This is a genomic window from Paenibacillus sp. J22P59 (genome assembly GCF_059383895.1).
The window spans coordinates 586444-612889 of record NZ_JBXENX010000001.1; the positions used below are offsets into that span (position 1 = coordinate 586444).

Annotated in this window: 28 protein-coding genes; 4 read left to right on the forward strand and 24 right to left on the reverse strand. The window is 45.0% G+C overall.

The annotated features are described in order from the left end of the window. Nucleotides 1–25: 25 nt before the first annotated feature. The 10 genes from AC50YO_RS02585 to AC50YO_RS02630 form a co-directional block, all read right to left on the reverse strand. Nucleotides 26–223 (reverse strand): hypothetical protein, encoded by a 198-nt coding sequence (locus tag AC50YO_RS02585; protein ID WP_494842814.1) that lies wholly within the window; start codon nt 221–223, stop codon nt 26–28. Continuing rightward, nucleotides 220–1557 (reverse strand): alpha/beta fold hydrolase, encoded by a 1338-nt coding sequence (locus AC50YO_RS02590; RefSeq protein ID WP_494842816.1) that lies wholly within the window; start codon nt 1555–1557, stop codon nt 220–222. Before AC50YO_RS02590 ends, AC50YO_RS02585 begins: the two co-directional genes overlap by 4 nt. Nucleotides 1558–1584: 27 nt before the next feature. After that, on the reverse strand, nt 1585–1920 hold the full coding sequence (locus tag AC50YO_RS02595) for an ArsR/SmtB family transcription factor (protein ID WP_494842818.1): 336 nt from the start codon (nt 1918–1920) through the stop codon (nt 1585–1587). 192 nt (nt 1921–2112) lie between these two features. Continuing rightward, nucleotides 2113–3780 carry a M56 family metallopeptidase gene (locus AC50YO_RS02600; protein ID WP_494842824.1) on the reverse strand — a complete coding sequence of 556 codons (1668 nt, stop codon included), beginning with the start codon at nt 3778–3780 and terminating at the stop codon, nt 2113–2115. A gap of 2 nt (nt 3781–3782) precedes the next feature. Next, the gene (locus AC50YO_RS02605; protein WP_494842828.1) at nt 3783–4190 is read right to left on the reverse strand and encodes a BlaI/MecI/CopY family transcriptional regulator; all 408 of its coding nucleotides are present in this window, start codon (nt 4188–4190) and stop codon (nt 3783–3785) included. Between the two features lie 178 nt (nt 4191–4368). After that, a complete protein-coding gene (locus tag AC50YO_RS02610) occupies nt 4369–4743 on the reverse strand; it encodes a response regulator (RefSeq protein WP_494842830.1) in 375 nt (124 codons plus the stop codon). 51 nt (nt 4744–4794) lie between these two features. Continuing rightward, nucleotides 4795–7116: a response regulator gene (locus AC50YO_RS02615; RefSeq protein ID WP_494842832.1), complete on the reverse strand. Its 2322-nt coding sequence runs from the start codon at nt 7114–7116 to the stop codon at nt 4795–4797. Between the two features lie 191 nt (nt 7117–7307). Beyond that, on the reverse strand, nt 7308–8171 hold the full coding sequence (locus AC50YO_RS02620) for a chemotaxis protein (protein WP_494842834.1): 864 nt from the start codon (nt 8169–8171) through the stop codon (nt 7308–7310). Between the two features lie 648 nt (nt 8172–8819). Beyond that, the gene (locus tag AC50YO_RS02625; RefSeq protein ID WP_494842836.1) at nt 8820–10022 is read right to left on the reverse strand and encodes a D-alanyl-D-alanine carboxypeptidase family protein; all 1203 of its coding nucleotides are present in this window, start codon (nt 10020–10022) and stop codon (nt 8820–8822) included. Nucleotides 10023–10119: 97 nt separating this feature from the next. After that, nucleotides 10120–10728: a YdeI/OmpD-associated family protein gene (locus AC50YO_RS02630; protein WP_494842838.1), complete on the reverse strand. Its 609-nt coding sequence runs from the start codon at nt 10726–10728 to the stop codon at nt 10120–10122. Nucleotides 10729–10801: 73 nt separating this feature from the next. Between AC50YO_RS02630 and yxiS the strand changes: the two genes are divergently transcribed. Continuing rightward, the gene (yxiS, locus tag AC50YO_RS02635) at nt 10802–11116 is read left to right on the forward strand and encodes a protein YxiS (protein WP_494842840.1); all 315 of its coding nucleotides are present in this window, start codon (nt 10802–10804) and stop codon (nt 11114–11116) included. A 108-nt stretch (nt 11117–11224) separates the two neighbouring features. Further along, nucleotides 11225–11872, forward strand: coding sequence for a metal-dependent hydrolase (locus AC50YO_RS02640; RefSeq protein WP_494842842.1), 648 nt, complete (start codon nt 11225–11227; stop codon nt 11870–11872). Nucleotides 11873–11971: 99 nt separating this feature from the next. Here the strand turns inward: AC50YO_RS02640 and AC50YO_RS02645 are convergent, their stop codons facing one another. The 7 genes from AC50YO_RS02645 to AC50YO_RS02675 all read right to left on the reverse strand — a co-directional run bounded on the left by AC50YO_RS02645 (nt 11972) and on the right by AC50YO_RS02675 (nt 16030). Beyond that, nucleotides 11972–12244, reverse strand: coding sequence for a HesB/YadR/YfhF family protein (locus AC50YO_RS02645; protein WP_494843241.1), 273 nt, complete (start codon nt 12242–12244; stop codon nt 11972–11974). Between the two features lie 5 nt (nt 12245–12249). Next, entirely contained in the window at nt 12250–12441 is a 192-nt protein-coding gene (locus AC50YO_RS02650; RefSeq protein WP_494842844.1) for a hypothetical protein, read from the reverse strand. 19 nt (nt 12442–12460) lie between these two features. Continuing rightward, nucleotides 12461–13228, reverse strand: a complete 768-nt coding sequence (locus AC50YO_RS02655) for a metallophosphoesterase (protein WP_494842846.1) — start codon at nt 13226–13228, stop codon at nt 12461–12463. 83 nt (nt 13229–13311) lie between these two features. Then, the gene (locus AC50YO_RS02660) at nt 13312–13818 is read right to left on the reverse strand and encodes a metallophosphoesterase family protein (protein ID WP_494842848.1); all 507 of its coding nucleotides are present in this window, start codon (nt 13816–13818) and stop codon (nt 13312–13314) included. Nucleotides 13819–13874: 56 nt separating this feature from the next. Continuing rightward, entirely contained in the window at nt 13875–14054 is a 180-nt protein-coding gene (locus AC50YO_RS02665; protein ID WP_494842850.1) for a hypothetical protein, read from the reverse strand. Beyond that, the gene (locus AC50YO_RS02670) at nt 14051–15061 is read right to left on the reverse strand and encodes a TIR domain-containing protein (protein WP_494842852.1); all 1011 of its coding nucleotides are present in this window, start codon (nt 15059–15061) and stop codon (nt 14051–14053) included. Before AC50YO_RS02670 ends, AC50YO_RS02665 begins: the two co-directional genes overlap by 4 nt. A gap of 72 nt (nt 15062–15133) precedes the next feature. Next, a complete protein-coding gene (locus AC50YO_RS02675; RefSeq protein WP_494842854.1) occupies nt 15134–16030 on the reverse strand; it encodes a LysR family transcriptional regulator in 897 nt (298 codons plus the stop codon). A 138-nt stretch (nt 16031–16168) separates the two neighbouring features. On the opposite strand from AC50YO_RS02675, the gene AC50YO_RS02680 reads away from it, so the two are divergent. Then, the gene (locus AC50YO_RS02680) at nt 16169–16789 is read left to right on the forward strand and encodes an acyl-CoA thioesterase (protein WP_494842856.1); all 621 of its coding nucleotides are present in this window, start codon (nt 16169–16171) and stop codon (nt 16787–16789) included. Nucleotides 16790–16862: 73 nt separating this feature from the next. Here AC50YO_RS02680 and AC50YO_RS02685 read toward each other — a convergent pair whose 3' ends face one another. The 5 genes from AC50YO_RS02685 to AC50YO_RS02705 all read right to left on the reverse strand — a co-directional run bounded on the left by AC50YO_RS02685 (nt 16863) and on the right by AC50YO_RS02705 (nt 22276). Next, complete coding sequence (locus AC50YO_RS02685; protein ID WP_494842858.1) at nt 16863–17228, reverse strand: ArsR/SmtB family transcription factor; 366 nt, start codon at nt 17226–17228, stop codon at nt 16863–16865. Nucleotides 17229–17453: 225 nt separating this feature from the next. After that, on the reverse strand, nt 17454–19424 hold the full coding sequence (locus AC50YO_RS02690; RefSeq protein ID WP_494842860.1) for a stalk domain-containing protein: 1971 nt from the start codon (nt 19422–19424) through the stop codon (nt 17454–17456). Between the two features lie 88 nt (nt 19425–19512). Continuing rightward, complete coding sequence (locus AC50YO_RS02695; RefSeq protein WP_494842862.1) at nt 19513–20478, reverse strand: serine hydrolase domain-containing protein; 966 nt, start codon at nt 20476–20478, stop codon at nt 19513–19515. Between the two features lie 15 nt (nt 20479–20493). Continuing rightward, a complete protein-coding gene (locus tag AC50YO_RS02700; RefSeq protein ID WP_494842864.1) occupies nt 20494–21948 on the reverse strand; it encodes an MDR family MFS transporter in 1455 nt (484 codons plus the stop codon). 67 nt (nt 21949–22015) lie between these two features. Beyond that, complete coding sequence (locus tag AC50YO_RS02705) at nt 22016–22276, reverse strand: hypothetical protein (RefSeq protein WP_494842866.1); 261 nt, start codon at nt 22274–22276, stop codon at nt 22016–22018. A 156-nt stretch (nt 22277–22432) separates the two neighbouring features. Between AC50YO_RS02705 and AC50YO_RS02710 the strand changes: the two genes are divergently transcribed. Further along, nucleotides 22433–23056, forward strand: coding sequence for a DedA family protein (locus AC50YO_RS02710; RefSeq protein WP_494842868.1), 624 nt, complete (start codon nt 22433–22435; stop codon nt 23054–23056). A gap of 594 nt (nt 23057–23650) precedes the next feature. On the opposite strand, the gene AC50YO_RS02715 is transcribed toward AC50YO_RS02710, so the two are convergent. Both AC50YO_RS02715 and AC50YO_RS02720 read right to left on the reverse strand, forming a co-directional pair. Beyond that, nucleotides 23651–23920, reverse strand: a complete 270-nt coding sequence (locus AC50YO_RS02715) for a hypothetical protein (RefSeq protein WP_494842870.1) — start codon at nt 23918–23920, stop codon at nt 23651–23653. 239 nt (nt 23921–24159) lie between these two features. After that, entirely contained in the window at nt 24160–26388 is a 2229-nt protein-coding gene (locus AC50YO_RS02720; protein ID WP_494842872.1) for an MMPL family transporter, read from the reverse strand. Nucleotides 26389–26446: the final 58 nt, after the last annotated feature.

The window sequence follows — 26446 nt, forward strand, 5'->3', positions numbered from 1 at the left end:
GCGTATCGGCCAGCAGGTCAACGCATTAGGCTGTTACCTCACCCTGGTCATACTGTTTAAGATCTACATGCTGAATTAAGAAAAATCCGCCTTCCATCCATTCATAGGTTACATTTCCTTCTGCACTTCCGCTTACTTCCCAAGTACCAATAAGACGGTTAAGCGATTTGAGATCAGGATTGGGGGAAGCTGTCTGATAGACTTGATTCTTTTGATCTGTCATTTCGCTTCTCCTTTCGCATGGCATTCTTTCAGATCCAGATCAGCAATCACCTTCGCCAAGACATCTGGTGCCATCATGACCGCTGAATGATCCTGACCAGCAAGCGTATAATGCTCAGCTTGAGGCAATAATCCAGCAAGCTGCTTTGCTGCCTCATGGAAGAATGCTTCACTGTTCTCACCAGTAATAACCCATGCAGGTAACTCTACTTGCCAACGATCAGTCGGGAGCGGATTGCCCCATTGCGTGTCCCCCATAATCATGCCATCGTAAGCGAGAGTATGAGCAAGCTTCTCCATGGACTGCCACGACGGATCTGATTTCATATGTACGAGGTACTCGGAAGGGATGCCAACCGCTTCGGTCATGAAATATTCTACTGCCTCACTGCGCTTTCCATCTTTAATCAGCTCGTTCAAATGTTGAACATATTCCCGCGATACCGGAGGGCGGCCTTCATTAATGATAAAAGGAGGCTCATATAAGAATAGCTTCGTAATTTTACCTGATAATTTATTAGCTGCTTCAAGGGCCAGCACCGCTCCGGATGAGCTTCCGAACAAGGAGGCTTTCCCTCCAGCTTCATTAATGAGCGCCTCGATGTCCTCCAATTCCCGTTCGACTGTATAAGGCTCCGTATTTGTACTTTGCCCCCGTCCGCGCCGATCATAATTGTATACCGTGTAATGAAGGGCGAGCTGCTCGGCAAGCTGCTCAGCATCTCTCTGCTCGGCAAGCGCCGAACCTACCAAAATAATTGCAGGTCCATTCCCCTTCTTTTCATAAGCAATTTCTGTTCCATCTTTCGAAACAATAGTATTCATATATCCTCCTTGTATCGTTCTCAAATATTCATCCAAGCGATCAAACGCATCCTTGAATCCATCAACCATCCCCATCGCCTCTGCCTGATCCAAGTCTTGAACACTTGCGAAGCGAGTAATAATCTTAAGTTTTGTTCCTTCCTTGATCTTCATAAAAGCAACGGTTGTGAGCATTTCGCTGCCTTCAATCACTTGCCAATCTCGATCAGCAAATGAATCCGTGTAGACAAGCAGCGAAGCCTCGCTAACCTCATGATAAATCGCGCGGCAAAACGCTTCTTCTCCACTGCCGTCATCCGCCTTCAGACTATAGCGCCATATCCCGCCGGGAATGACCTTCATCTCGTATACGGTCGTTGTCCATCCCTTGGGTCCCCACCAGCGTGCAATATGCTTGGGCTCGGTCCAGCCCTCCCATGCAAGCTTGAGGGGCAGCTCAACTACGCGTTCGATGGTAAGCTCCCGTCGCTCCCGATCTCTTTTGATTTTAGCTTGTCTTCTCATCATCATTGATCCTTATCACCCTGTTGTTTACAGTCATAAGTTCTCCTTTTCTTTTATTTCGAGCATATAGTCCTCGAAGTTGTCCAACCGGTCTTCCCATAAGAGGCTGAATGAGTCGAACCATGCATCAAGCTCCTGGAAGGGTTGAGCTTCGAGACTATATATCCGTAGTTGTGCCTTGGTGCGCGAACGCACCAAACCGGCTTCGCTCAATATGCGCAGATGCCTTGATACCTGCGGCTGACCGAGATTTAGGGCCTGAACGATTTCATTCACCGAGCGCGAGCCTTGTCTTAATAATTCCACGATGTTGAAACGATTAGGTTCGGCGATTGTGAATAATGCATGTTGTAAAGTGATTGTATTCATGGACCTAATATACACTTAAATGTATATACACGTCAATGAATATTATATTTTTTCCTGTAAGAGAAAAAACCAGTGCGACAGCCTGATGTTCAGACTGCTGCACTGGTTATTTAATGATTGTTCTCCGGCTGTCCATTTGTTGTCCTTCAGCCCCTGCGGTAGCAGATGAAAGCCTCCAGTCGTTCAACTCATTCACAGAAAAGGATTAATATTTGTGATAGCTCCAGTGGATCGGTCTACTGTTACAAGAAACCGGCCATCGCTGGTAAGATTGCCTTCAGAAGAAGGAATAATTTCAAATAAAATAAGTGAGTCATTGGCGTAGCTATGCTCTGTTGTTGTAATTTGTACTTCTTGAACACTACCGTCCAGGAATGGTTGAGCCAATTGAATCGCTTTCTCTTTACTTTGGTCTATTGAAATCCATTGTTCTTTTGGTATTTCATTGCTTTTGTTTGATTCTTTAGCTGCCTTCATATCGTTAATACCGATTATTTTATTATTAGGACCAACCCATACACGCCTGCTGTCGTCCTTGGTTACATAAGATGCAGTGGCTACTTCCCTCTCATCTTTCATAAGTGAAAATCCAGTCAGGTTTAAATACTTCTGCAATACCCGAGTTGCTTCTTCAGCAGTATTCACTTTCAAGCGTTCGCTTTGGCCGCCTCCAGACTTGGATAACTTCACCACTTCCACGGTTTCTTTTAATTGAGTTGGTATCCCTTGCGTTGATGACCCTTGAGCATTTACTAATGAGATTGAGCAGACAGTTAATAGTGTTGCTAATCCTAATACAGATAAGCGAATAGAATTTTTCTTGAAATGTTTGATCATGAGTATTCTCCTCTTGAGATGCTTGTAATTGCCCGATAATCCGACCAAACCTGGATATCTCCGTGCTCGTGCATAATGCTCCAACAAATTAATGATCGTCTGACCGTACGCTGCTTTGTGTTCAGTATGGATGTAGGCCAAGGCTAATGCATCACAGGCTACCTCTTGATCCGCCCGTATTCGTGCGTAGACAACCCATATGAGCGGATTAAACCAATGTAAAATAACCAGAACATGTATGAGCCAATTCATCGCAACATCCCTGCGCTTGATATGTGCCAGTTCATGCTTGAAAATATAACGGAATTGATCGGCATCCATCGAACGAATCAACGATTGGGATAATAAAATCCTTGGTTTCATAAACCCATATACCGCAGGACTCGGGACTGCATCTGTTACGGTCAGAAGAATCGGTTGTTTGACCGACATTTGGCGTTTGCATTGCTCGAATACTTGTAATATCGCCGGGTTGGTTACATTGGGCTGTTTTTTAATTCTTCTATACACGTAGATATTAGCTACAAGGGTTACAAGACTTAAGACTATGACCCCTAGCAACCATCCAAACAACAGGATGTCTCGCAGCGTTATTTTGGCTGATAGATCCACTAACCATGACTTTGCATGGACTTGTTTCTCAGAAACGCTCGCAGCAGAATGAACCGTGGAGTCGGATCGACCTTTGAGTGTCCATTGGCTTGGAGAATCCTCGTTATTATTTAACTGATTTCTTCGTTCATAAAGATTGGAAATATCATCGAGCGATTCTAAAAAGAATTCATTAGACAACTGCTGCTTAATGGGCAATAGATTGTACACGCTGTACGAGCTCTCTGGTGCCCAAGGCAAGACAAGACGGATGACAACAGGCAACCATAGGAGATAATGCCACTTCGCCGGCAGCTTGTTTCTGAGCATCCATTTGACTATGACAATGAGAACAACCAGCATACTTGCCATTACCGAAGCCCGAATCACCCAGTCGAAAAAAACCTGTAAATACAATTGTACATATATCATGGCTATTCGCCTGTCTTCGGTTTGTCAGCATCGTTCTTATTATCATCGAATAATTGTTTCAGCTCATTGATTTCCTGTTCCGTCAGTTTTTTCTCCTGCAGAAAGTTGGCAAGCATCGGTTTAATCGCTCCGCCGTACAATTTTTGCAGAAAAGTTTGGGTCTCACTTTGTAAATACTCTTTTTCTGAAACCAATGGGTAAAACAGTTGGGCTCGTCGCGATTCGTCTTTGTTAATTCCAACCGCTTCCTTCTGCACCAGGCGGGTAAGCAACGTACGAATCGTCTTCGGACTCCATTCCATTGTTTCCGTTAGTTGTTTAACAATTTCGCTTGATGGACATTCCTCCCTCGCCCAGAGGATTTTCATAACTTCCCATTCTGCATCTGTGATTTGTGGTAATTTTGCCATGCTCGAAACCTCCTGTTACATGTAAAAGGATCACAACTGTAAGCCTACGATCTACATGCTACATGTGTAGTCCTATTTTGTCAACTATAATGGCGAATATAATAGTTCAATAAAAAACAGTCTGCCATGGCAGACTGTTTTTTACGCAAATATTGATTAATGATCAAATAAATACAGCTTAGCGTACGTTTTTCTCCAAAGCCTTGCGCATCTTCTCAAGCAAACGGTCGAAAACAATCGGCTTCGTGTCGAAATCATCGCAGCCAACCTGATACGCTTTCACTTCGTCACCTGTCATCGCATGGGCGGTAAGAGCAATCACCGGTATTTCTCTCGTTTCAGGTGAGCTTTTCAGCAGACGTGTTGCCTCCCATCCATCAAGTACCGGCAAGCTCAGATCCATCAGAATGAGATCTGGACGTACCTCTATTGCAAGATCTACTCCTTGCTTGCCGTCTTCGGCAGTCACGATTCGATAGCCTTTACGCTCCAGGCGACGGGACAGCATGTCCCGATTCATCTCATTGTCTTCGATCAGAAGAACAGTATTCATCCCATTTCGTCCTCCTTCTTCTCTCTCATCCGATCTTAGACATTCTCTTGTTTATTTTTTATTCGCAATGCTCATGAATCGACGAATCTCAGCGAGCAAAGCATTATAGTCAAATGAACCCTTTTGAATAATGTTTTTCACATAACCATTCAATTTCAATCGCTCTTCCAATGTAATAGACTTCGCTGTTACGACAACAATCGGAATATCTCGCCAGGTCTCCTGCTTCCGGAGCTCTTCAATGAATTGAAATCCATCCATCTCCGGCATCATCAAGTCCAGCAGGATGAGCGAAGGCGCTTCAGTAGCAATTTGCTCCAAGGCAAGTCGACCATTCCCCGCCTGAGCAACCGCATAGCCTTCCCGTTGCAATAGTTTGGTCATCAGCTCGCTTGTCGTCGTATCATCCTCGATAACGAGCACCTGATGGTCGTCACATTGCGAAATATATTTATCCATAATCTTAATTAATTGCTCACGCTCAATCGGTTTGGTTAAGTATTCGGAGACGCCCAGTGTATATCCGCGCTGCCTGTCACTGGTCATGGACCAGATAACAACTGGAATGTCTGCCAGCTCAGGATCACTTTTTATTGCTGTCAGAACACTCCACCCATCTATGGTTGGCATAAGAATATCGAGACAGATTACTTTGGGCTTCAGTTGCTTTGCCAGCAGCAGCCCATCCGGGCCATTATCTGCGTAGGCTAATGTCCAACCTGTTTTGACGAGATATCGTTCCATTAATTCCCGATTGAAGGCTTCATCAATAAGAAGGATACTAATCGGATCAGCATCATCGGCAGCTAAAACCGGTGCATGGCTTATGCCAGGAAATGAATCTTGCACATTCTCTGGAGATAAGGGCAGCCAGCAAGTAAAGATTGTCCCTACACCGAACTCACTCTCTATCAGAATATCCCCGCCCATAATCTGACTGAATTGCTGGCTGATTGCAAGGCCGAGGCCCGTGCCGCCGTACTTTCTAGTAGTCGAAGCATCAGCCTGTGTAAAGGGCTGGAACAGCTTTTGTATTTGCTCCTGAGTCATGCCTATTCCCGTATCCTGAACGCGGAAGCTGTAACCATCCCTATGATTTTTGATTTTTTTGGCAATCTCAAATGTAATTAAGCCATTCTCTGTAAACTTGTTGGCATTGCTCAGTAAATTAATGAGTATTTGCCGCAGCTTCATAACATCCGCTGTTATATCTCCTTCTTCTACGCATACCGTCTGAATCTTATTGCCCTTCACCTCGACCAACGGTCCAATGGTTGTCATTACGTCTTGAATCAGCTCAGGCAAGCTGCATGTCTCCAAACTGAGCTCCATTTTACCTGCCTCGATCTTGGAAATATCCAGAATATCGTTAATCAGAGTAAGCAGATGATTGCCGGCTTTGCTGATTTTCCCCAAGTCATCTGCAAAGACAGATTCTCCTTGCTCTTCTGCCTCCTCCTGGAGCATCTCGCTATAACCAATGATTGCATTAAGCGGCGTCCGCAGCTCATGGCTCATATTAGCTAGAAACTGACTCTTGATCAGACTCGCTTTGATAGCTTCATCACGTGCCTTGGCGAGCTGTTCTGTACGTTCGGCTAGAGCGGCCTCAGCCTTGACTCGGTCGGTAATATCCGTACGAATTGAGATAAATTGATGAGGAATGCCGTCTTCGTTGAGAAAAGGAACAATCGTTGTATTCATCCAATATTCGCTGCCGTCCTTGGCACGGTTTTTGACCTCGCCCTTCCACACGCCGCCTTGCTTGATCGTTTCCCACATGTTTTTGAAAAAAGACTTGGGATGATAGCCTGAATTAATAACCCGGTGTGTTTTTCCAATCAACTCTTCCCGATCATATTTGGATATTTTGCAAAACTTCTCATTCACATAGGTAATGACGCCAACATTGTCCGTGATGGCAACAATCGACGATTCATCCAGGGCATTCTCGATATCACGCAGATTTTCCATAGTCTGTAACAACTTAAGCTCATTCTGCTTCCGTATCGTAATATCGGTGCCGATCGCCACATGCTGATAGACATCGCCCTGTTCATTTACAAAAGGCACGATGGTCAAGTTTACCCAATATTCTCTGCCATCCTTAGCCCGATTCTTCAATTCACCCTTCCACACTTGCCCTTCACTGAGTGTCTCCCACAGCTCCTTAAAATGCGCAGAGGGATGAAATCCGGAGCTTATAACCTTATGGCTCAAGCCTATTACTTCAGCACTCGTATATTTGGATATTTCACAAAAATGATTATTCACATAGGTAATGATCCCATTCTCATCCGTAATCGAGACGATTGATGACGCTTCCAATGCAGATAATGCATATTTGACATCTTTAATTTCTGTTAACATCATCTACCCCTTCCCAGCTTCAAAATACAGCTGTCGTTTTCGTTCATTTTCCGCTTTCTAGTGAGATTAACTCATCATAACATGATCCCTATCATAACGGTATTTGAAAGTTGCTAGAGCAAATAGGCTAGTCAATAAATATTCATAATAAAAAGCCGCAACTATGCGGCTTCTGTTTATAACAATAATATCCTCTATGACTCATCCATCCGATTAACAGCTCTCCATACCTGAACCAATCCATTCGTAATATTGTCCAAAACATCGTCATTCGTAAAATATCCATTATGGCTGAGCGGATTCCATTTCCTGAACCAACTGCCCACATTCACTTCCAAGTCCTTGCTTACTGCTTGATCATAAGCGGTGTGTATGCCCTTGAGCGGAAAAGCAAGAATGTCATCCTTATCATAGAAATTAATCCATTCACCCTTAATATGAGGGTTATGCATACGCATTGATTCGCTAGGCACCCTAATAGGCCTGTCGAAATCGCGATAGCGCAAGCTCCATAGCGGCAAGGTTGTTCCACAGGAATAAAACGATGTCAGCGTATCCCCACGTTCCATGGCAGAGCTCGGATTCCTGATTTGCGGCTTGCGCAGAACGGAGTTTTGAATATCATAGAAAAAATTGCTGGCAATAATCGTTCCCAAACTATGCGAGATGACACAAAGCGGCGCATCAGCACCAGCTAGAGAAGTTAGGCGATGAAGCGTATTACTGATCTTGTCATGGATGGCCTCGTACTTCTGATTCGTGCTTTCAAGCGGCTGATAGGCCACAGCATCTCCCAAATAATGTACAACGAAGGAGCGAAGCAGCTTATAGTGCAATTGATAAGGAATAACCAGCTTATTCATCAGCTCTTCTTCCTTATCAGCGAACACATCGGCCCAATAAACGGGATGAATGACCAGATGTTCGCTTGGCTGGCGTACTCCTGTCGATTTGGCGAATCTTCTTATTAGCGAATCAGTAAATTTAGCTGCGTAATCAATGCGCTGCTTGCCGAGACCATGGACGATAATAACAGCTACCTTTTGTCTCAATGGCATCTCTCCGTTCGGCTTTTACTGAGCTTTATTATGCAAGTTCATAGTACTCCTTCTCGTGAATCAGCTCCGGCAGAATCCGGTCAGGCTGCACAATAATCGCTTAACATTATACCTATTCCGCTTTTTCATGAATAGCATAGCTGTGCTTAACTCTCTGACATAAAAAAGACATAAAACTTTCGCGCATCTTTCCCATCTGCATTCCAGCAGCTATGACATTGCAACTTGATATGGTCTATAATAGAAGGAGGGTTATTATAGAAAGTTGGTGTTCACATGAGCGGACCAAAAGCTGTATTTACGATTCTAGGCATTTGTGCTGGACTTGCCCTATTCGTATACATTTGTCTTCAATTCGTAGTAACGGCGCAGCCCTAACAGGCTGCACCGTTGCTTTTTTTATGCTGGTTTATTATTTAATATCACTTATAATTTATATCATTAACTAATTTTTTAGCTTCATTCTTTGAAGAGGACATAAATGTCAACGATTCTTTGGACAAACCACCTGTTTTCTAAACCTTATTAATGACATTAAGTTTATTCAGATAATGCTGTTGTCCACTTTTTCGCTGTTCTAACCGATTTCGAACTACAACAAAAAAGCCGCATTTCTGCGACTTTAAGCCATACAGCTTGAAGAATGTCTTACATCCTTCTTCGTCTTTTTCGAATGATCAATCGTGCGCACCATAATAAGAAAACAATCATCAGAAACCAGATGACGATAATCGCTTGCACCCATACAGAAGAAGGCTCTATTGCTTGTGGAGTGTCAATACCGCCAACGGAGGCTGTTTGGACCTCTGATTTTTCATTAACAATAGGAACCAAGGCAGCAGCCGGGCCTGCTAGGGAATACGGGCTGGAGCGCACAAAGACATTCCCTTCTGAATCTACAGTGACAGGCGTTTCCTCATCATTGCGAACTGTAATCCATACAGGTTCTGCAGCATAGAAGCCCATTTCTTCACCAGTATCACTTGTTGTGTAGGTTGTCCGTTCACTTTCATTAAGTAAGAGCTCGCTCTTGTAATTCAAGAATCCGTAGTCCAGCAACGCTCTCATATCTTTATAAATCGTTTTATCGCTGACTCCCCTTAGAATAACGCCAATAAACTCAGTATCTCCTCGCTTGGCGGAAGAAACCAGCGTAAATCCAGATTTGCTCGTATATCCATTCTTAATACCGGAAGCGCCTTCATATGTGGTCAAAAGTTTGTTGTGATTATATAGCTCCGAGGTCCATTCAAGCCCTAGCCACGGCTTCGACACCGTTGATACGATACGACGAAATTCCTCATTCTGCATTGCATAACGCGCAATAATAGACATGTCATGCGCTGTTGTGTACTGGTTATCATCATGTAATCCGCTTGGGTTAGCGAATCTGGTGTTCCATAGCCCGAGTTCCTTCACGAATGCATTCATCTGCTCCGCGAACTGTTCCTTTGATCCAGCCATATGCTCGGCAATAGCAGTAGCTGCATCATTACCAGAATTAATAAGCATGCCTTCCACCAAATCCTGCATCGCCTTTTGTTCGCCCTCTGCCAGATAAACACGCGTCCCGTCTTCATAGCGTGCTGCTTTTGATACGGTCACTAACTCATCAAGATTGGCATTCTTCAAAGCAATGATTCCTGTGACGATTTTTGTTATACTTGCCGGGTATAACCGTTCGTTTTCGTTTTTCGCATAGAGAATGGCACCTGTCTTAGCATCAATTAGAATAGCCGATTCGGCTTGTATAGCCTCAAGGCTTGATTCGCTAGCTGCCGATAATGATTTGGGAAATACGCTGATAAGAATAAGCAGCGTAAGGCAGATAGAAGCGTGTAATAACCGCATAAAGTCCCCTCTTTACGAAAAAGTGCGAAGCTCCACTTATTTTACTGATATTTCACCTTTAACACAATGTTTCATGATATAAATAGGAACAGCATCCTCATTCCAAAGCATTCTCCTTTGCCTTCTTCCACGTCGCTTGGGAAATTTTCCTGCCTTGCTCCGAATCTGCAATAAGCGTCATTAACCGGCGCAGCCTAGTATCCTCTTTCTTGGCGCTAATAATCCACCAGATTGTCGTCTTTCGATAACCGGCTGGCTGCTGTATAAAAAACTGCCATGCCTTTTCATTCGCTTTAAATAAGGCTTCATACTCCTCCCCAAGAACAATTTCCTCCTGCTGTTCATAAGAATAGATCTCGGATTTGGCTTCCTTCCGTTTCTCAAAGGCTTGTCTGCCAGCTTGCGTTAATCGCCCTAGGCGCTCCATTTCTTCTATTCGACCAATATTCACAGAGCTCCATATGCTACCTGTCTTTCTAGGCGTGAACCGGATTTTATAGCTGTCTTCATCGATCCCTTTGCGAATTCCATCAATCCATCCATAGCAAAGGGCTTCATCTACGGATTCCGGCCACGTCAACGTCGGTTTTTTGGTATGCTTCTTATAAAATCCAACCCAAAGGGCAGATTCCTTATCGTAATGGTTCTCCAACCATAAACGCCATTCCTTCGGTTCTTCAAAAAAAATAATGTTATCTTCGGCCATTGAAACCTCCTCGTGATTCGCTTGAATATTCGTTATAATAAATTCATATTAAAGGTAAAAAGGAGTATTGGCAATGTATCCCACAGATAGGAATGAATTCATTACCGAGAGTTACAAGCGTGACGAGCAGACAATGATTCTTGTTTTTGCCCAGTGGTGCGTCAATCATGACCTAGATCCGCATGAGGTATATGCCCGTGCCTATCCGCAGCAGGGGAACAATGAGGCTCTTAGCGAAGCACTATCTCTAACGGCTCCAAAAGAAGATGCCGGTGACATTGATGATGATACCGTTCTCCAAGTACTGTCTTTATTCAATAACGAGGATCTAGCGTTCGTCGTTTCTGAAGAAATCAGCAAACGAGAAAGACCAGCCCGCTTGGACTAATAATAGCTTTCTGCTTTGCCGTTCGTACACTTGTTCTCCTTCGGATATAACGGTATAATAAGCTGGCGAACATACGTTTGACTACCGTGCAGAACATCAGGAGGAACAATGAAAGGGACTACCCATCTTGGGATCGGAATTGCGATTGGGGCAGCCGCAGCAGCCTATTATCCATTTTCCATCACGAATGCTTCTGCTTATGTGGCTATTGCTGCATTTTCTGCTCTGAGCGCGGATCTGGATGGTCCAAGCATTCTAAGCAGCAAGCTGACCAAGCTGTCGAAGCAATTATACGGGGCGCTTCATTGGGGTGGCTGGATATTCATTGCCGCTCTCGCTTATTTTTATTGGAGTGATCGCCAGCTCAACATCAAGCTCGGAATTGCGGCTATCGCTATCGTCTTGTTAGGGTTAATCGCTCGGAAAGGTACGATCCGCAATGCTTTGGTCAGCCTTATCGGAGGCTGCTTGCTCTATGGCGGCTTTTATTATGGCATAGAATGGCTTATCGGACTAGGCTTATTTGTAGGGATAGCCCCGTGGTTGAAGCATCGTGGGATGACACATACCGTATGGGCTGTTATTGCATGGGGTGTTATCGGAGCGGGACTAGAGCAGTATCTTGGGCTGGATGGTGTACAGAACGTCGCTGTCATCGGTTATGTATCCCATCTATTAGGCGATACGTTAACACCAAGCGGAGTGAAATGGCTTTACCCACTTTACAAAAAACCATTCAAGCTCCCTTTGCTCTAGCAATTATTCGTTTAGAATAAAAATCTAACAAAAGACGCTTCCTAGCCGTTTACCGGAGGAAGCGTCTTTTTAATCATGCTTATCTTTGTAGCCATGGCTTTATCGTATGAAGACGATGCTATCATTGCGGCAATCAATCGTTAAATCTTTGCCGTCCATATACCAGGCATCATTCTCTTCCATGAAGAAATGGATGCCATCTTCTACGATTGTCACAATCGGATAACGAGCGATATCCTTCATAATCCCGAACGAAAAAGCATCCTCTGCCCCGCCGCTGTATCGAACAAATATACGAATGCTGTCACCGTCATGAAATCCCCATTCACGCTTGAACATCGCTGTCGCTTCCTTGGTTACCTTCATCCTCATCACGTTCACCCTTTCTCCTCTATCTTCACCCAGCTGCTGCCGCTCCACTTCACGGCATCAGAGAGCTTCAGTTGACCAGTTGCTTTTGACCAAGGGATGCGCATGTGTTTCCCTACAACCTCTATTATGAAAAAAGCTTCTGTGACTGCAATAATGATTCCCGTCCGCTCGACTTTGCAGCTCTTTCCTTGCTCCATCAGCAATCCCTTCAATCCTTCATAATTGATGAATGGTGACTTCACTGCGAATAAGAAAACGGGCATTCGGACCAGCCTGGCTGATTCCTTTTGAAATATAGAACATCCCATTATTGCCTGTATGCAGTCCCTTGTAGATTCCCTGTCTGGCTAGCCTTCCCTTGTTCACATAACGGAACAAAAAAGGGATATGGAATTGCATCCCGTGGAAATGGCCAGCCATCAAATACGTAAAGTGATGCTTCAATTCCAATACGAGATTGGGATCATGTGTAATCACAACTAAAGGTTTGTCTGGAACTGCATCACGGAATGCCCGCTTCATATCACTTCTCTTACTTCCCCAATCATCAATGCCCACAATTTGAAAAGCGCCTGCATCATAAGAGCAATTGCTCAGTACAATTACGCCTTCATCAGATAATAGCTGTAATAGCTCCTGCATGGCTGGGGGACTCAAGCGGTGATCATGATTGCCTAACACCGCAAACACAGGGATACCCTCAGAGGCGATCGCTCTTATATAATGCCTAACCTTAGGCAAAGCTCGTTCTTTCTGCGTGAAATCTCCCGTAATGAAAATATACGACGGACGCTCTGTCCTTATTAATCGTCTCAACCGATAGGCGTTAATTCGTATCTTCTCAACGTGCAAGTCACTAATTTGAAGGATTCGTATTCCTAAACCTGTATGAGAGGCTATACGCTCGACCTTAAGCCACTGCGTGGGAAAAATTAAAAAGAAATATAACAATCCTATTAGCACTAACGCCGCAACAACCATCATGTCCGTCCTCCCATCGCTCACAGCTATTCCTTTAGAATAACTTATTTCGAACGGGTTGGACAACTTTTCCGCTGACTATAGGGCTACTCCTTGCTATCGAAATAAATATGCTTCGCTTTCCATTGATCCTTGGCGATATTCAATATGCCGAAGGAATAGCGAGGCTGCTTTCTTTTGGCTGTTGGAGAGCCTGGGTTGAAATAAAGAACACCGTTCACTTCTTTCCTTAACGGAACATGTGAATGGCCGAATACGATAACGTCAACCTCAGAGACATCAAAAGCGCGTGCAGCATTTTGTGCGGCTGTTCTGCTCGATGACGGCAAATGGCCATGTACGATACCTATTCGAAGCATGCCGCATACAATGATCTTCTGGAATCCAAAACGCTCCTGCAGCTCAATGCCGTCATTATTTCCCGCAACACCTTCTACAGGAGCGAAGCGTACAAGCTCCTCATACACCTCCGTACGAGTCCAATCCCCCGCATGAATGATCAAATCTGCATCTGCAAGCTCCGTCAGCAATCTCGCTGGAAGCCGCTTTGCCATTCTTGGCATATGGGTATCAGATACGACCACGATCTTCACCGCCAAGACCCCCTCTTATACAAAAACCCCAGATTTCTCTAGGGTTTTCTTGCATGCTATAATAAAAAAGATGGCTTCTTATAAATGGCTTTGCGTTCAAAGACGACGACATACTCACGATCGCGACCATCAAGAGATGGCGCTACATAGACTGGACTTTCTGGCGTCTCATTCACTTCTGACTTTCTTACAAATCCAATCGACAATCTTTCCTTGCCTCCGTTACTCCTGCTCATTGCGAATCGCCTCCAAGCAAATAATTAATCGTATCCATTAATTCGCTATTCTGCTGCGCAAGCTGGGCAAGCTCTTCTTCAGAGGCCGCCTTCGCTCCTGCAAGATGCACAGTAATGACATATTCCTTACCCACAGGATAACATAGCACGTAGCCTGCGGCAACTAGCTTACCGAGCCGAAGGAACCTCATTGTACTATTCAAATAAGCATCGACGACGAGGATTTTGGATTCCCCCTCTTCTATTCCTTCATTCATATGATAAGGAAAGAAGCGTCCTTTGCCTACGTTACCTGCCATCTGTCTCAGACCATCAAGCTCTGCTTGCCAGATCGCAGCTCCTGTTACCCGATAGCCTTCGAGAGGGGTTGGATCATAGGCATTGCGAATCGCCTCATACATCCGTTCATAGCTGTTAGGCTTGTCGAACGCATCTTTATTGAAGGCTATAAAAAAATGAAGCAGATTATGTCTTCTCTTTAATTCTTGTTCATAGCTTGTAAGCCGCACAGACAAGTCTTGATAACTGCCGAGAAGCCTGACTTGCTCAGCAATCTCATCACAAGCGATATTGACCGCAGCATCATAATTCTCATCCGAACGTTGTTCATACGTCAAGACCGTCAGGCCTTGCAGGTCAGATGGAAGACGGAATTGCTCAATCACTTGCCCATCCTGCTCTGCGGGTACTTGCTCTGGAACTAAGAAGAAAATACGACTTCTATGCAGCTTCCCCCAAAACATGCCCATCTCAAATATCGTGTTGTCTCTTGGAGATAAATATGCTTTTCCTCTTATCCTTACAATATCGTCTGAAGCTAATACGAATACAGCAAAGTCACTTGTCTGCAGCTGGCGCTCCAGCGATTCCATGGCATAATCATTTGCTTTGAAAGCGCCTGCGTGCCAAGGGGTTACTTCAGCACAGCGATGTAATAAACGATGAAGGGCATTAACATATTTGATTGCTTCCCTAGATGAACCAATAAATAATTTCGGCTTTGTCACGATTAGACTCCTTTAATGAATCTACAATTACCCTATATTATAAGCGTAAATGCAGCTCAAGAGAAAGAGCCTCTAGTAGGAAGACTGCTCCGTATCGGCTTGGACAAAATGAATCCATTCCCTTGCAGCGAACGAAATATAATGCTCTTTGCTCCATATCATGGATAACCGCCATGGAATGACGATCTGCTCAATAGGAATAATAGCGAATCTGCCTGGATCAAGCGTTAAGCAGATCCGTTCTGGGAGCAGCGTTATGCCAAGCTTTGCCGAGACCATCTCCGTCATAAAATCCCACTGCGAGCTCTCGCATACAATCTCCGGCTCGAAGCCCGCTTCTCTGCAAGCGTCCTTGATCAAATGATGGACCCTGAACTCCTCCCGGAATAGCAAGAGCGGCTCATGCTCAAGCTCCTGCAGAGCAACCTGCTTCCTTCCCGCAAGATGATGGGCAGCATCCGTCACGATCATCAGCTTATCATCTAATAAGTGATGAAGATGAAAGGCATGTGAGGCCTCCACGGGCAGGATGACCAATCCCGCATCAAGCTCTCCGCTGTCGATATTCGCTTCGATCAGCTTCCCGCCTTGCTCGACAAGCTTCAGCTTGATATTCGGATATCGGCTAAGGAATCGTTCAATGATAGAGGTGAGAAAATGTCCGCCTACCATAGGCGGAATGCCAAGGCGGAGCGTTCCCTTCTCTAACTTCATCAGCTCATTTAATTCATCGGTCATCTTATCCATGGAGGACAGGATGTGCTGAGATGAACGAAGGATCGTCTCTCCTGCATCAGTTAATTGAATCGCCTTGGCCGATCGGTCGAATAATTCACAATCCAGCTCTTGCTCCAGCATCCGAACCATCTTGGACAAGGTAGGCTGGGTAATGTGCAGAACCTCTGCTGCTTTGGTGAAGCTTCCCTGCTGGGCGACAGCGGTGAAGTACTTGAGATGTCTAAAATCCATGCTGTACGCCTCCTTTTGGTTTGATATAGATACATGGCATACATACCATTCGATATATGTATTTTACCTATAGATGAAACGGGTGTAGAGTAGATCAATACTTTTAAAGTCCGTAACAGAAAGAAAGAAGGAATAACTATGAAGCAAGACCTGCTACAAGAACAGTCTGAACACCGTACGATTAAGCCTTGCAGTGCATCCTACACCATCAAGGCCTCTATTGTTCTCCCGCCTGACACGAATCATCATGGCACGATATTTGGCGGTAAATTAATGGCTTACATTGATGACGTTGCTACGATTGCTGCAACTAGGCATGCCCGCTTTCCAGTCGTGACAGCCTCAACAGATTCTGTAGACTTCCTCCACCCTGTTCGCAAAGGGGATGCTGTATGTCTATCAGCCTTCGTTACATGGGCTCACAAAACTTCAATGGAAGTATTCGTACGCGTCATTACAGAAGATCTATTAACAGGGGAACGTAAAGTATGTGCGACCTCATTCCTGACATTCGTTGCGCTCGGAGAAGATGGCAAGCCCGTTACAGTACCTGAGGTGCTGCCAGAGACGGATGAAGAAATTAAACTGTACGAAACCGCAAGAGAAAGAAAAGAAGCTCGTAAAATAAGAAGACAAGAAAGCAAAATGTTCGCAAATTTTCTTGGGGCCGATTATAGAATCGGCGGCAGCAGAACTCCTAGTGAAGGCAGCTCCAACCGACTAAGTGCCTATGCTTGTGCCTGGGAGAGCGAATGGTAAACGCCATAATAGTTTTCTCAAACACAATCCTCCAGTCCCGTAAGTATTCATACAAACGGTGCTGGAGGATTGTTTAGTTATGATGGAGATGCTGCAGCGTCTGCATGAAAATCTCTTTGACATGATCGTCATCCAAGGAATAATATACGGTCTTGCCTGCTTTACGGCGCTTAACGATTCTTACATTCCGAAGATAACGGAGCTGATGCGACACTGCTGATTGGGTCATATCGAGCACGACACACAAATCATGCACGCATAGCTCTTGCGACAGCAGCGCATAGATCATCTTCACTCTCGTTGGATCGCCAAGCGCTTTGAATAGTTCCGCGAGATCAACAGCCGTCTGATCCTCTACTCTTGCCTTAAGTATATCTACGCTTGTCGCCTCAGATCCCAGGCATGTCTCGTCACATTGTTCATCAATTATTTTGTCCAATTCGAGCACCACCTTATGTACGTATCGTTATTATAGCAGAAACCCGCTATTACTTCCCGCTCTTATCTTTCCTCAATTAAGTTTCGAATAGCAATGAATCACCCTTCTATTAACATATAAATAATTATGTATACTAATTGTGCTATTCAAGCATGAAAAAACTCGCACAAGCTACTTGGCTTGTGCGAGTCATCATTTTAGTAGATGGATGAGCTAATGCTTTTCTTAATATTTGATCTCAGGCATTGGCAGGAACAAGAGATTGAACGGCAGGTTGCTTCCTGATGCCGGGGTAAAGACGATAGATACACTCTCTACCTCATCCCCCGTTCTATACAAGACACCTGCGTCATTCGCATTGCTTAGAATGGTTGTCGTTGTCGTATAGACCAGCTTATTATTGACCAGGAATGCTCCGCCATAATGGCCTCCACGTGGATTAAGTGCGATGACCGTACGCGGTTGCACATTGTACAAGCGCATTACATAAAGCGCACCGTTATTTCCATCATTGGACATCATGTCGCCATTCGTCATATCGTAGCCCTGCAAGCGTGTATCTACCACTTTATCAACCAAGATCATGCGCGACGCTTCGCTGCCGCCAAGCGGCTGCATGACATTAACGGTACGATTGGCATCCTCGAATGTTCCGCGTACATGCTTTCCGTCACGTGGAAGAATTGGCAGGTACGGCAGTTCTGATAGAACATCTCTATCAGCCCCTACGATGACAACACTGAATTTGATCGGAGCAGAAGTGACTACATCCGCATACATCGTTGCCACTCTGTCTTTATTCAGCTTGATATCGCTTAGCTTGCTGAGAATGGTGCGGCTCTCTCCAGCAGGTATTGTGATTACTTTGTTGGCTGGAGCTGAAGTTCTCGCGGATAAATAATTTCCTACTGCCGCTTTGCCAGTCTGAGATACATAAGGAGCAGGTCCGCCTACCCCTACACGCTCTTCAGTAACCGTCGCTGCTGTCGTATTCTCATTCGTAGCAACAATATAAATTCGAACGGGGTTAGTAAGCAAATTCTGATTATGAGTCAAGAAGCGTACGTTGCCGGATACCGTATCCGTATAATAGATACCCTCCTGCTCGATATGTTCCGGACTGTTGCTGCGAATCAGTGTTTGCTGCCCCTGTGTCGTAGTCGAATACTCCTGCGTAGGCAGCTTCAGAACGCCTGCCCCGTCGAGTTGGAATTTATCGCCGACATCCGTATACATCAAATTGAATTCATCTTTGGAATAAAGCGTTTCATTCTCAATAGTGATAGTCTGGGAATACTCACCGACTGCACCATGAGCATCAGTTACCTTAATCGTGATCGTCTGCTCTCCCGGCTCGAAGAACCCTTTGGCATTGTTGATCCATTCTGTCTTCTTAATTCGGTTCTCGTCATCCGTACTTAAATCCGTATACGTGATGAGCTCCCCCATTCGATAAGAGGTCTTGTCTGTTTCAAAGCGAGCCGCAGGTGCCAGATTCGGTCTTTGTACTACCACATTTACCGAATAGGGATCACTCCATATGCCGCGCTCATCTTTTACCCATCGTTTTACTGTGTATGTACCAGGTTCATCGAAAGATAGAGCTTGACCTTCCCAGCGATCTTCCGTAATCTTCAGCCCTTCGGGATGATAGGCTTGGTCAACATAAGAGATCTCGCTCTCTCCCGCGTAAATCACAGATGGACTAACGGCAAATTTCGCTACCGGTTTAACGGTCCATTTCAAAATGATCTGTTTCTTTGCAGCGTTTGAGGTCATCGTAATCGCTAATGGCTTCAGCAGCGTGCGAACTGGAATCATGAGGGAACCCTTCTGAACAAAAGGCGCTCCAGTAATTGCTTGTGCTTTGCCGTTTACTTTGTAAGATGACTTCTTCACTGCATAACGCAGCTCCGTTACCCCACTAGCAATGATATATTCCTTCATCTTTGCATCATAGGTGAGCTTAGCACCGAATCGATCTGTGAAAGAACGTGCTGCAATATAGGTGGTGCCTTTCTGCTCGGTGAGAGGCTGACTTGCTTTGTACAGCTTTCCATTGAGGTACATCTGTGTTGTCTTCTGAACAAGAACAAGCTGATTCTGTCCGTTCTGCTGGGCTTGGGCTTGGATGGGGATAGCCAAGGAGCAGAAGAATACTGCGACTAGTGCGACTAAGCTGACTTTTTTAAGCATTTAAATCTCCTTTTCTTATTCTTTATTACGATCCTTCATAAACAGACACTACTTTTGGACGCAATTCATTTGAAAAAGTTGCACGAATTCATCGAATTATTGCATCAATTAGGTCATGAAAGATAAGATTTCGAGATAGAATCGCGTCATTTCTTGTAGTAATGTGCTTTCTAATGACGATAACCAAGCGTTCTGAGGGCGCAACGAGCAAATATTGACCGCCATGTCCAAAAGCAAAAAAACAATCGAAAGCTCCATTTGAAGCCATTGGGGAATGCCACCAATGATAGCCATATTCCCCATAAATCGGAGGCTCATAATGAAGCAGACCGCGATGATGAGCTTTCGTAGACAAGTCTACCCAACTGCGCGGCAGGAGCTGCTGTCCGAACCATTCCCCTCCGCGCAAATAAAGAAGGCCCAGCTTAGCCAAATCACGGCCATACAGCTGCAGCCCCGTTCCCCCTTCATTAATTCCTTGATGCGAGGTCCATTTTGCTTTGCGGAACGCTAGAGGCTGGAATAAGCGGCTTGTCGCATAATCCAGTGCGCTCATTCCTGTTGCCTGCGTCAGTATAGTTGATAACAAATGCGAACCGCCCGAATTATACGTATAAGCGATTCCGGGCTCACGAATAAGCGGTTGATCCAATACGAATTGAATCGGGTCATCCGCTTTTTTCATAGCATGATATGGTTTGTCAAAATCCGGCCAATCCCAGCCTGGCGTCATCGTGAGCAAATGCTTAATTTGAATGGCAGAAGATGTCCGATTCCCCAAATAGTCATTTATAGGTTGCTCAACACTTTGGATATAGCCTTCCTTAATCGCAATGCCGATCAGAGCCGACAATACGCTTTTCGTACAGGACAGAAGCGAGCCGACTTGATCGGCCCCCTTCTCATGCCATTCCCATGCAATAGCCCCTTCCCTGACGATAATCACGGACTTCATCCGTAGTGCGGGCAGCAACGGCGTTAGCTGCGCCAGCTTGCTCGAAGACATCCCTACATCATCAGAGGCTACAGTAGGCAAAAAGTCATTAAACATCATCATCGTTCCGCCTTTCTAGGAAGAAGAAGCATTGCTCGTTTGCGGCGCAGTTGAAGGACTCGTTCTAGGCAAGCCGAATGAAGCGATTAATACAACAAAAGATAAAATGGTTAATATAACAAAAATGCGATGAAGGCTAGCTTCCAGCACTAAAGCATCAATATGCTCAGCACTTCCTGTATGCAATAGAAGGCCGAACAAAGCAATCCCGATCGTTTGTCCAAGCGTTCTGATGAAGTTATTGCTAGCGACAGCAGCGCCTCTTAGCTCCCAATTCACAGAAGAAGTAACCGCTACGGTGAAGCTGGTCAAGGACAGTCCGAATGAAAGCCCAGTGAGGAAGATGTAGACCATGAACAGAATAATCGGAGTGCTGGAGGTTACAAACATGAAGCCCATACTCCCCATTATTAGAAATAGTGAACCTGCTACAGTAAGGCGCCTAATCCCGATCCGCGTAATCCAATTCCCCGCCAGAATGGAGCCAAGCGGCCATGCTATCGAGAGCGGAATCATCGCTAGGCCAGAATAAGTGGCGCTTTGCCCATATACGCCTTGGATCCATAGCGGCAAATAAAAGATAATAACAACATTAATGACACATAACAAAAAGCTAATCCCGTTGACCATGCTGATGATGCGAATCTTGAACAGCTTGAGGGGAATGATAGGCTCAGGAGAGCGGTTCTCGATGATGAAGAAGGCGATTAAGAACAGCACCGCCACCCCGAAGTAAAGCGCAATTATAGTCGGGGAAGTTGCAACGGCCCCTTCCTCAACGCGCAGTAAGGTTAACGCATAGAGAAAGCAGAACATGCCTATCGAGAACGTAGTAATGCCCGCGTAATCGATAGGCCGTTTTTTCTTCTCGAATTTCTCTTTCAGTGAGGTCCACAGCATAATAATAGCCGCAATCCCGAAAGGCAAATTCATATAGAATATCGCTCGCCAGGACAAGTAATCGACAAGCAATCCACCAAGCAGCGGACCGGAGATGCCGGCGATCCCCCATATGCTGGACATCCACCCTTGTACCTTAGCACGCTGTTCATACGGATAGAGATCTCCAATAACCGTATAGGGTATTGTCGTTAATGCCCCCGCTCCCAGGCCTTGTAGTGCACGAAACATGATTAGCTGCTCCATCGATTGAGCGAGCCCAGACAGCATGGAACCTGCTAGAAAAATCAGGGCACCTACAATAAACATATTTTTTCTTCCGAACAAATCGGATAGCTTACCGTAAATCGGTGTCGTAATTACTGTTGCCAGTAAATAGATGGAGATGATCCAACTGTATTGTTGAATGCCGTTCAATTCACTAGTGATGCTGGGCATCGCTGTACTTACGATCGTTCCTTCAATTGCAGCTAGAAAAGTCGCTACAAACAAGGCGATCGTCACTCTTCTTCTGTTGCTGTCGCTTGTCATATTCTGTTCCTCTCCGGCAGGCTGTATAATAGATAACATAGAAAAAAAGCCCACGATATCTATTATGATCCTTGGGTTGATGGAATATCAAGCTTTATAGCAAGAATTAGGAAGACTTTCTCATTCGTTGAGAAGTCCATTTTGTGAAACATTGTCTAGTTGCCGTACGTAATATATAATGGTCTTTATCTTTTTCCTCCACCTGCCAAAAGCGATGATCTACATACAACGCAATTAGAAGCTGTTCTGCTGCTTCCTCTGCTAGGCGTTCATCCTGAAGAAGATTTAAGCATATCGTATAACAGATGGCTTCATAAGACCTAAGTAGTTGTTGTTTGCTTTTTATGTTTTGTCTATGATCTGTCATGACACAGCAACCGCCCTTCCATACTCTTATCTTGTTCCTCTTATTGTAACGACAGACTAATAGGAATAGGTTACGAAAAGGTAAAGATATTCTTAAGAAGTTCTTAAGAAGCAATTGGAGTATCCAATACATACCGTGTGAGGATGAATTAAAGTTATGGCTTATGATCTATTGTTGTCTTTTATTAATGAATTGGGATACTTCGCCCTGTTTCTTGTCCTGTGCCTCGGACTGATCGGGTTGCCGATACCTAATGAAGCGGTCGTTATGACCGGAGGGGCGTTAGCAGCGTCAGGCTTGCTTTCTCCCACCCCTGCTTATTTCATGACCTTTCTGGGCATTTGCTCTGCAATGTCCTTCAACTATGCAATTGGAAGATTCGCAGGAAGCCGCCTCTTTAACTGGTTTATGCGAAAGAAGAATATCGTCAAGTTCGTTCAGCAGGCGGAACGCCTGAATGATAAATACGGCGGATTCGCACTTGGCATAGGACTTCTGCTTCCTGTATTGCGCCATGTGATGCCATTCGTTACGGGAACGAATAAGATGTCCTACAAAAAATTCGCTTTATTCGCTTATCCGTCTGCCTTCTGCTGGACCTTGCTTTACTTTATTTTAGGTACAATCGTCGGAGAAAACGTCCGTTCCATTGGAGAGATGATTTACAGCTACGGCATGATCGTTGTCTATATTCTTCTCGGCATAGCTGTCGTTGCGCTCCTCCGTTATTTCATCAAAGGCCGCTCGGCTAAAAATGATAAAGTAGAGCGTCATTTATAGGTAACAATCTTGGTGGGGCTGCCCTGAAATTGTTTGGACAGCCCCACGTTGAAAGAAGCTTCATATCCCACTATTGAGTGGATTTGAAGCTTCTTTTTATTTCTTCAATCTATCATTCGGTAAGTTCGCATACTCACAATTGGGGGGCTGCTTTTTATCAATGAATTGAGAAGCAAGTGATAATATAACGGACTCAAGTGCTGGTTGACAGCCAATATGTAACCACCAACCGTGCGTAGCGCTCGATATCCTCTAGTGAAGCATTTTCGCTGGTTTATGAGGATACTTTCGCTAATAAGATGACTTTACGAGCTAGATCGAGGATTAGCGCCATTAATGTTCTTAGTCGAGAAGCTTGGTTTCCCACTAGTGAACCTGGCCTCACTATTTTATTTTCCTACCGGTATATTGCGTGAATTAACGTAATGTGCTTCAGCAATTAGAGAAAGATGTTCCCTCCTGCAACAAAACTAACTTCGGTAAAGCATGGATCGATAAAAAAATAGCGGTACAGGGATAGCCCCTATACCGCTATTGTCTAACTACTTGTCCAACATACATACTAATGTTGGTACATCCTCACAGCCGCTCCTCTTATTCGCGAACAAGCTTTTCTCTTGCCGCATTCACAAGATAGTCGAACATTTCGTCATCCTCTTCAAGCAAATCCTCAACAGCAAGCAACTGCTCCTCATTCCCGGATTCATTCAAGAAGAACAGGCCATAGCCCCATTCTGTAGCCTTTCGGCTATGCAGGGTCATCTCATAAGGATAGGCATGTCCCTCAATCTGGAAATGGACTTGTCCTATATATCCGTCTGCCTTCGTATACGTCATCTTTGCTTCTAAAATCGTTATATTCATCTTCTATTCTTCCTTCCAGCAGCTATCGCGGCATCAATTGATTGATCCACCTGAATTATTGGTCACTGTTATTAATTGTAGCGGGAATACCTTTTTCGTCAATCATTAGTTTCCCCTCTTTGCTCAATTTTAAGAAGCGACGGCTAACAATAACTCCAATTCCACTCTAATTCATAAGCCATGTGCATAAAAGGGCGATGCCGCTAACCTCGCAGCATCACCCTTTTGCTATCATCTAACTAATTGGATTGTTCCTTATCGTTAATCGGTTGGAACTTGGCAGGCCAGAAGGCTGCTTTCCCTAATAGCATCGTAATAGCAGGTACGAGGAACGGCCTAACGATGAACGTATCCATTAATACCCCGATTGCCGTAATCAGACCAAATTGAACGAGTACTTGAATAGGCAGAGTAGCCAACACAGCAAAGGTAGCGGCAAGAATCAAGCCTGCTGATGTGATAACGCCTCCTGTTTCACTAACTCCTTCTTTAATCGCTTGCTTGAGCGGCATTCTTTTTCTTTTCTCCCAGATGCTTGAGATCATAAATATATTATAATCCTCACCCAATGCGACGAGGAAAACGAAGGAGTACAGCGGTATCGCTCCTTGTATCGCATCAGCACCCATTCCGTAATGGAGAATCAGCCAGCCAAGACCCATTGCAGAGCCGAAGGAAAGGACGACAGTTGCCATCAAGTAGATCATTGCAGTGATAGAGCGCAAATAGATAAGCAGGAGCAGCATAATCAAGACAATAACAATCGGAATAATGACTGCATTATCTCTATCTGTCAACAGCTTCGCATCATGCTGAGTGGCTGTCTGGCCGCCTACCCATACATTTGAGGCTGCTTGCTCAATCCCTGCCGAGCTCAAAGCATTCTCCGCCGCTTCTTGAATCTGAGGAATGGCTTTCATCGCTTCTTGCGAATAAGGATTGATATTGAATAGCAGCTCATAAGCCTGCAAATTCGGATCAAGCTTACTAATCTCAGGCTCGGATACCGAATGAATCAAAGTGTTGTCTTGCCATGCAGAGGTCAGGTCCACCTTATTCCCGTCCGTTTGCACGACAACGGTCACCGGAGCCAGTTCTCCTGGCGTAAACGCCTCAGAGATTAGCTCGAAGCCCTCTCTTGAAGGCATATCCTCAGGGAAGGAGGACAATATATCATACGTATATTTTACTTGTGTTGCGAAGCCTGCTAATGAACCAAGTACAACGACGCAGACGATGACTACCGTCCATGGCTTCGTTACAACGATGCGGCCAATTCTTGCACCCAGCTTGCTTTCGCGATTACGCTTAACATAGGTCTTGCCCTTGTCACGGGCTCTCTTCTCCTCCATCTCATCCGTCCGCGGAATGAAAGGAAAGAACGATGCTCTTCCTAGAACAGCTAGCAGTGCTGGCACAAGTGTCAAGCTTGCAACACCCATGATCAGGATCGACAAGCTGAACGGCACTGCAAAGCGATGGATAGCGCCATATTTGGCCGCCAGCAAAGCGAACAATGCCAGAACAACGGTGAATCCACTCATTGCTATCGCACCTGATGCATCTTTAAATGCACGCTTCAGCGCAATGAGCTTATTCGGCTCACGCTGAAGCTCTTGCCGATAATGAGAAATGAGGAATAGGCAATAGTCTGTTCCAGCACCAAAGAGCAGAACGGTCATAATGGATATCGCTTGCCCATCGACCGTTATCCAGCCTTCCCCAGCCATCCAGCCAAGAATGGGGCTCGTCACCGCATAAGCAAAACCGACCCCAATGAGTGGAATAAACGCTAATATAGGTGAGCGGTAAATAAGCAGCAATAAAATGAGCACAAGCAACACAGTTGCGATCATGAGCGATACATCCGCCCCTTTGAACAAGCCTGTCGCATCAACGGATATACCTGCTGGTCCGCTTACTCGTGCACTAAGATTATCAGCATCATCTACAGAGACAGTGAAAGGATCAGAACCTCCGGCTGCTTTCGCAGCAATGGCTTCTATTTGCTCAAAGTTATGCTTGAGCACTTCTGAATCCGTCTGCTCATCGAACATAATCGGCTGGACTAGCGTCGAGCCATCCTTCGAAGCAAACTGCTTGAGCGCTGCTTCAGGCATTTTGTGAAGCGGGATTAGCTCTCCCTGCCCTTCAAGCGGCTTTTCGCTAAGCTCCTTGGTCAATTGCTGGATCAAGCTGTAATCTTCGCCTGTCAAGCCTGACTCTCTATGCCATACCAATAATGCCGGAATACCGGATTCATTAGGGAACTTCTCCTTAATAATCTGGTCAGCAAGAACAGAGGGGCTATCTGCCTCCAGGTTAGGAGCATTATTATTTTCTTTGTCACCAACCGCTGGCAAGAAAACCGTTAATAAAGCAGCCAATACGACCCATACCACGATCGTAATCCAGCGGCTCCGCTTTCCAGCTACCAAATTTCCTAGTTTCTCAATCATTCTTTCCATCCTCCGTTTCCTTTCTGGACCCATATCGTATAAAATAAGATCAACCTACTAATTAATT

What these genes read in the sequence shown, in the direction of transcription:
- AC50YO_RS02605 (WP_494842828.1), bottom strand. Translation starts at nt 4,190, where the DNA reads ATGGCAAAATTACCACAAATCACAGATGCAGAATGGGAAGTTATGAAA.
- AC50YO_RS02705 (WP_494842866.1), bottom strand. Translation starts at nt 22,276, where the DNA reads ATGACAGATCATAGACAAAACATAAAAAGCAAACAACAACTACTTAGG.
- AC50YO_RS02715 (WP_494842870.1), bottom strand. Translation starts at nt 23,920, where the DNA reads ATGAATATAACGATTTTAGAAGCAAAGATGACGTATACGAAGGCAGAC.
- AC50YO_RS02665 (WP_494842850.1), bottom strand. Translation starts at nt 14,054, where the DNA reads ATGAGCAGGAGTAACGGAGGCAAGGAAAGATTGTCGATTGGATTTGTA.
- AC50YO_RS02675 (WP_494842854.1), bottom strand. Translation starts at nt 16,030, where the DNA reads ATGGATTTTAGACATCTCAAGTACTTCACCGCTGTCGCCCAGCAGGGA.
- AC50YO_RS02610 (WP_494842830.1), bottom strand. Translation starts at nt 4,743, where the DNA reads ATGAATACTGTTCTTCTGATCGAAGACAATGAGATGAATCGGGACATG.
- AC50YO_RS02700 (WP_494842864.1), bottom strand. Translation starts at nt 21,948, where the DNA reads ATGTTATCTATTATACAGCCTGCCGGAGAGGAACAGAATATGACAAGC.
- AC50YO_RS02590 (WP_494842816.1), bottom strand. Translation starts at nt 1,557, where the DNA reads ATGATGATGAGAAGACAAGCTAAAATCAAAAGAGATCGGGAGCGACGG.
- AC50YO_RS02600 (WP_494842824.1), bottom strand. Translation starts at nt 3,780, where the DNA reads ATGATATATGTACAATTGTATTTACAGGTTTTTTTCGACTGGGTGATT.
- AC50YO_RS02595 (WP_494842818.1), bottom strand. Translation starts at nt 1,920, where the DNA reads ATGAATACAATCACTTTACAACATGCATTATTCACAATCGCCGAACCT.
- AC50YO_RS02720 (WP_494842872.1), bottom strand. Translation starts at nt 26,388, where the DNA reads ATGGAAAGAATGATTGAGAAACTAGGAAATTTGGTAGCTGGAAAGCGG.
- AC50YO_RS02680 (WP_494842856.1), top strand. Translation starts at nt 16,169, where the DNA reads ATGAAGCAAGACCTGCTACAAGAACAGTCTGAACACCGTACGATTAAG.
- AC50YO_RS02710 (WP_494842868.1), top strand. Translation starts at nt 22,433, where the DNA reads ATGGCTTATGATCTATTGTTGTCTTTTATTAATGAATTGGGATACTTC.
- AC50YO_RS02625 (WP_494842836.1), bottom strand. Translation starts at nt 10,022, where the DNA reads ATGCGGTTATTACACGCTTCTATCTGCCTTACGCTGCTTATTCTTATC.
- AC50YO_RS02690 (WP_494842860.1), bottom strand. Translation starts at nt 19,424, where the DNA reads ATGCTTAAAAAAGTCAGCTTAGTCGCACTAGTCGCAGTATTCTTCTGC.
- AC50YO_RS02630 (WP_494842838.1), bottom strand. Translation starts at nt 10,728, where the DNA reads ATGGCCGAAGATAACATTATTTTTTTTGAAGAACCGAAGGAATGGCGT.
- yxiS (WP_494842840.1), top strand. Translation starts at nt 10,802, where the DNA reads ATGTATCCCACAGATAGGAATGAATTCATTACCGAGAGTTACAAGCGT.
- AC50YO_RS02585 (WP_494842814.1), bottom strand. Translation starts at nt 223, where the DNA reads ATGACAGATCAAAAGAATCAAGTCTATCAGACAGCTTCCCCCAATCCT.
- AC50YO_RS02645 (WP_494843241.1), bottom strand. Translation starts at nt 12,244, where the DNA reads ATGAGGATGAAGGTAACCAAGGAAGCGACAGCGATGTTCAAGCGTGAA.
- AC50YO_RS02640 (WP_494842842.1), top strand. Translation starts at nt 11,225, where the DNA reads ATGAAAGGGACTACCCATCTTGGGATCGGAATTGCGATTGGGGCAGCC.
- AC50YO_RS02695 (WP_494842862.1), bottom strand. Translation starts at nt 20,478, where the DNA reads ATGATGTTTAATGACTTTTTGCCTACTGTAGCCTCTGATGATGTAGGG.
- AC50YO_RS02655 (WP_494842846.1), bottom strand. Translation starts at nt 13,228, where the DNA reads ATGATGGTTGTTGCGGCGTTAGTGCTAATAGGATTGTTATATTTCTTT.
- AC50YO_RS02615 (WP_494842832.1), bottom strand. Translation starts at nt 7,116, where the DNA reads ATGATGTTAACAGAAATTAAAGATGTCAAATATGCATTATCTGCATTG.
- AC50YO_RS02620 (WP_494842834.1), bottom strand. Translation starts at nt 8,171, where the DNA reads ATGCCATTGAGACAAAAGGTAGCTGTTATTATCGTCCATGGTCTCGGC.
- AC50YO_RS02650 (WP_494842844.1), bottom strand. Translation starts at nt 12,441, where the DNA reads ATGGAGCAAGGAAAGAGCTGCAAAGTCGAGCGGACGGGAATCATTATT.